Source organism: Armatimonadota bacterium, assembly GCA_023511795.1.
GTDB lineage: Bacteria > Armatimonadota > UBA5829 > DTJY01 > DTJY01 > JAIMAU01.
In genome coordinates, this window is record JAIMAU010000034.1 from 1 (window position 1) to 4,142 (window position 4,142).

Sequence of the window (4,142 nt, forward strand, 5' to 3'; positions counted from 1 at the left end):
CTTCAGTTCATGCAGCTTGAAATTACTAGGCAAAATGTCCACGTTCGCCAAAACTTCAGCTATGACCTGCCAAGAATTTTGGCGGATGACAAACAGCTCGAACAAGTATTACGCAACATCATTTTAAATTCTCTTCAGGCGATGCCAGATGGCGGAAACTTGTATGTGGACACAGCCCGAGCAGACAATGCAGTTCGAATTATCATAACAGACACAGGCTTGGGAATACCGAGCGATAAAATCGAAAAAATTTTCGTGCCATTCTTCACGACGAAAACAAAAGGAACAGGCTTGGGGCTTTCGATAGTCCGCAAAATTATAGAAAACCACGGCGGTACGATACGGGTGCAAAGCGAAGTAGGAAAAGGAACAACTTTCGAGATAACCTTGCCTATAAGGAGCGATAGAGCTAGAATTTTGTCTTCGGAAGTTGATACCATAACACAAAGAGAGGAAGCAGAGTTATTAAGACGTAGCCATCAACGTGAGATTCCCACGTAAAAGAACCCATCATTAGTAGGAAGGAATGGTATGGAAAACAATAAGATAATACTCATAGTTGACGACGAACCGAATATTAGACGCGTGCTCGACGCTGTTTTTACAAAGGAAAAATACCAAGTATTTACCGCTGAGAATGGCAAAAAAGCCCTCGACATAATTGCAACGGAGCCGGGGTTGTCTGTTATGCTTTGTGACCTCATAATGCCTGACCTTAATGGCATTGAGGTTCTCAAAGCGGCAAAAGAGCTAAATCCCAATTTATCGGTTGTTATGATAACAGCCCATGGCACAATCAAGAGCGCAGTTGATGCAATGAAGCTTGGGGCTTTCGATTATGTAACAAAGCCCTTCGATATGGATGAAATTAAACTAATTGTAAAAAACGCTTATGAACGTAGCCGTCTTCTGGGCGAAAACATCGAGTTAAAACAAGAGCTAAAAGCGCGCTACCGTTTCGACAATATTGTCGGAAGCAGCACGAAAATGCAGGAAGTTTATAAAATCGTAGAGCGTGTTGCAAATAGTAATGCAACTGTGCTAATCCGAGGTGAAAGTGGAACAGGTAAGGAGCTAATCGCTCGCGCAATACATTACAACAGTCCAAGAAGCTCAAAACCGTTTATCGCAGTATCATGTGCTGCCTTACCTGAAACGTTGCTAGAAAGTGAGCTTTTTGGTCATGAAAAAGGCGCATTCACAGGAGCGATAGGTCAAAAGGCTGGTCGTTTTGAACTTGCCCATCAAGGAACTTTATTCCTTGACGAAGTTCCGGAGATATCCCCGTCTGTGCAAGTAAAACTACTTCGAGCTCTGCAGGAAAGAGAGTTTGAACGAGTTGGCGGCACAAAAACAATAAAAGTAGACGTTCGCGTAATTGCAGCGACTAACCGCAATTTAGAAGAACTCGTTGAACATGGACAATTTCGCGCCGACCTTTATTATCGCCTACAAGTTATTCAAATTTTCCTCCCACCTCTTAGGGAGCGGCGAGAGGACATACCTGAACTCGTTGAATTCTTTATTAATAAGTATAACAAAGCAAACAATAAAGAAGTTAAAGGCGTGAGTTCCCAAGTTATGGACCTTTTCATGAAATATAATTGGCCAGGAAACGTTAGAGAATTAGAAAACGCAATTGAGCGAGGAGTTGTACTTACAGAACCTGGTGCCGATTTAATAACTCCAGACCTACTCCCCATGACAATTCAGGTAGCAGCTGAAACGTCATAGCAATAAGCACAAGATTAAAGAGGTTTTGCTCAAAAAGGGTCTTTTGTACAAAGAGACCCTTTTTCCTTTTTTGAATTTTTTAAAAATTCAACCATTAAACACTTTTATCCTACACCAATGGCATAGTTTATGCAGTTAAACCAATCGGGAGTAGGGTATAAGACAAACTTAAGAAGCCAATTTTTGGCAATTGTGCGCGACAGTAAAAATGCCTGGCCAACTGTCGGAAGCTTAGTAATGGGGGCTCGGGAAAATGATTAGAAAACGCAACATACTGGTCGCGGACGACGAGGCTAATCTCTGCAAGATTCTTGAGGCAGAGCTGAAAAATGCAGGATATGCAGTAACCGTGGTTCATGATGGGGTACAGGCTGTCGAAAAAGCTAGAGAAATAGATTTCGACATTATTGTCCTTGATTTGCGAATGCCAGAGATGGATGGCCTCAACGCACTGCGGGAAATTCGCAAACATGATAAGGAAACTCCTATCATAATAATGACAGCTTATGAGAATCACGACACAATGGCCAGTGCCCTATCAATGGGAGCCACTGCCTGCATTAATAAACCATTTGATTTGGACAGCATTACTGCCCTTGTGAAAGCCACTCTCGACGATGGAAATGGCCAGAAATCAGTAGATTGGTCAGGGTCAGTGCGCACAGTATTCTTCAATAAAAATCAGCCGGTGCTAGTTGAAGTCCACGATGGTGAGTATGTTGGGCAATATCACAGCAGGATAGAAGATAAAGATGACCGGACACTGACCATACTTTGTCCGACAAGCGGAGGGAGCCATATTATTTTGAGCCCAGGCACACCGGTTTCTATTGGACTTGCCGGCGAAGATGCGTTCTATAGCTTTGAGACGACAGTTCTTGCCCAGCGAGAGAATTATCTTCCACTTATAGTTCTAAGCAAACCTTCGGTAATCTACCGTGTTCAGCGGCGAAAGCATGCGCGAATACCTGCGAAAATTGCTGTAGACATGGCGCTTGTGGAAAAAACCGGAGAAAACGACGAAAATTCTACGATAGGCCCTGTTTTTACGGTTTATACTGAGAATATTGGCGCTGGTGGACTGAAGATAGTAACCTGCCAAAGACTTCCCGACGGAGCAACGGTAAGAATATGGGCTTCCAATGTGCCTGGCTTAGGCGAGCTTACGGGAACCGGTCGAATTACACGTGCACAGAAGATATCTGTGAACAGCCATGAAGACTGGGAATATGGCATTCAATTCACAAAAATAGCCGATGAGGTGCGACATACACTTGCTCAAGTGGTTGAGTCGAAAGTAACTGCTTGATTCTGATAACAACTAAGCAAAAACAGCCTAGCGATCATTAAGTCGCTAGGCTGTTTTGTTATCTGCATCGAAAATATACTATATTTTCTATCGCTATATCGCTTGAAATCGATTTGTTTGACTACATTCTCAGCCAATGATATACTCGATTCAAACCAAAACCAAGGAGGATTCCAAGGTGAAATGTGCCAGGTGTGGAGCTGAAATACCAACAACTCAGGGCGGCACGAGGTTTTGTCCGTCTTGTGGAGCACCCATCTCATTAAGCCGCCCTGAAAGCGCAAGCTCGGCTTCTCTGCCAAAGAAAAAGCTAACAATATGGGCTGTTGTCGCATCAATTTGCATAGCAAGCATTGTACTCGGCGCTGTGGTTCTTGCAAGAAGAGGCGGTAGGGTAACACAAATCCCTGAAGTACCCTCTGTTAAACAGCCGCCAGTTACACAGCAAACAGGGCTGCCTGAAGCAAAACAGCCTGGTGTGTTGAAAACCGATGTAGAAAAACCACCTCTTAGCGCAAAAACCCCTGAAAAAAACGCTCCTCCGCCAGAAGTATTGGCGTATCTTGAACATCTAAAGAAGGTCGAGGAAGCTCGCGTTGGACTTAAGGAAAAAGAAGAAGCAGAACTTATCAACATGATGGTTCACATTCAACTGGATCCCCTGAAAGAAGTTCTGAGTTGGTCTGATACTGACACATTAAACAAAAAAGAAGAAGACCCCCAGCAGAAAGCAATAAGAGAGATGAGCGAACTATCAAAAGAGTGGCAGCAACTGGCAAGATTTTTTGTTTCGGTTCGGCCGCCAGAACCATGCCACAATCTTGCCACAAAGTATTCCGAAATGTTGGCAGACGTAATCTCTTCGGTTGGTGATATTCAGGATTTCTTGCGCAAGGCTGATGTTAGTACCTTGATAAAAATGCAAGGCAAAAGCAGCAGAATAGACCAAAAATTGAGCGCAGCTGATGAAGAACTAGGAAAAGTCTGTAGCCAATATGGAATTGAAAAGAGCTTTTCAATTCAGCCGGATGCCGGAATGTCACCTTTGTTCAATATAATTCCTCGTAAATAAAATAAACATACGGTAATTCTCGAAAGG

4 protein-coding genes are annotated in these 4,142 nt (G+C 43.4%); all 4 read left to right on the forward strand.

Annotated features, from left to right (window positions below; genetic code table 11):
- Positions 1-501, forward strand: a 501-nt coding sequence (locus tag K6T99_13020; GenBank protein ID MCL6520739.1) for a hypothetical protein, incomplete at its 5' end; no start/stop codon positions are given.
- Between the two features lie 30 nt (positions 502-531).
- Positions 532-1,734, forward strand: a complete 1,203-nt coding sequence (locus tag K6T99_13025) for a sigma-54 dependent transcriptional regulator (GenBank protein ID MCL6520740.1) — start codon at positions 532-534, stop codon at positions 1,732-1,734.
- Between the two features lie 253 nt (positions 1,735-1,987).
- Positions 1,988-3,043: a response regulator gene (locus K6T99_13030; GenBank protein MCL6520741.1), complete on the forward strand. Its 1,056-nt coding sequence runs from the start codon at positions 1,988-1,990 to the stop codon at positions 3,041-3,043.
- Between the two features lie 178 nt (positions 3,044-3,221).
- On the forward strand, positions 3,222-4,115 hold the full coding sequence (locus K6T99_13035) for a hypothetical protein (protein MCL6520742.1): 894 nt from the start codon (positions 3,222-3,224) through the stop codon (positions 4,113-4,115).
- Positions 4,116-4,142: the final 27 nt, after the last annotated feature.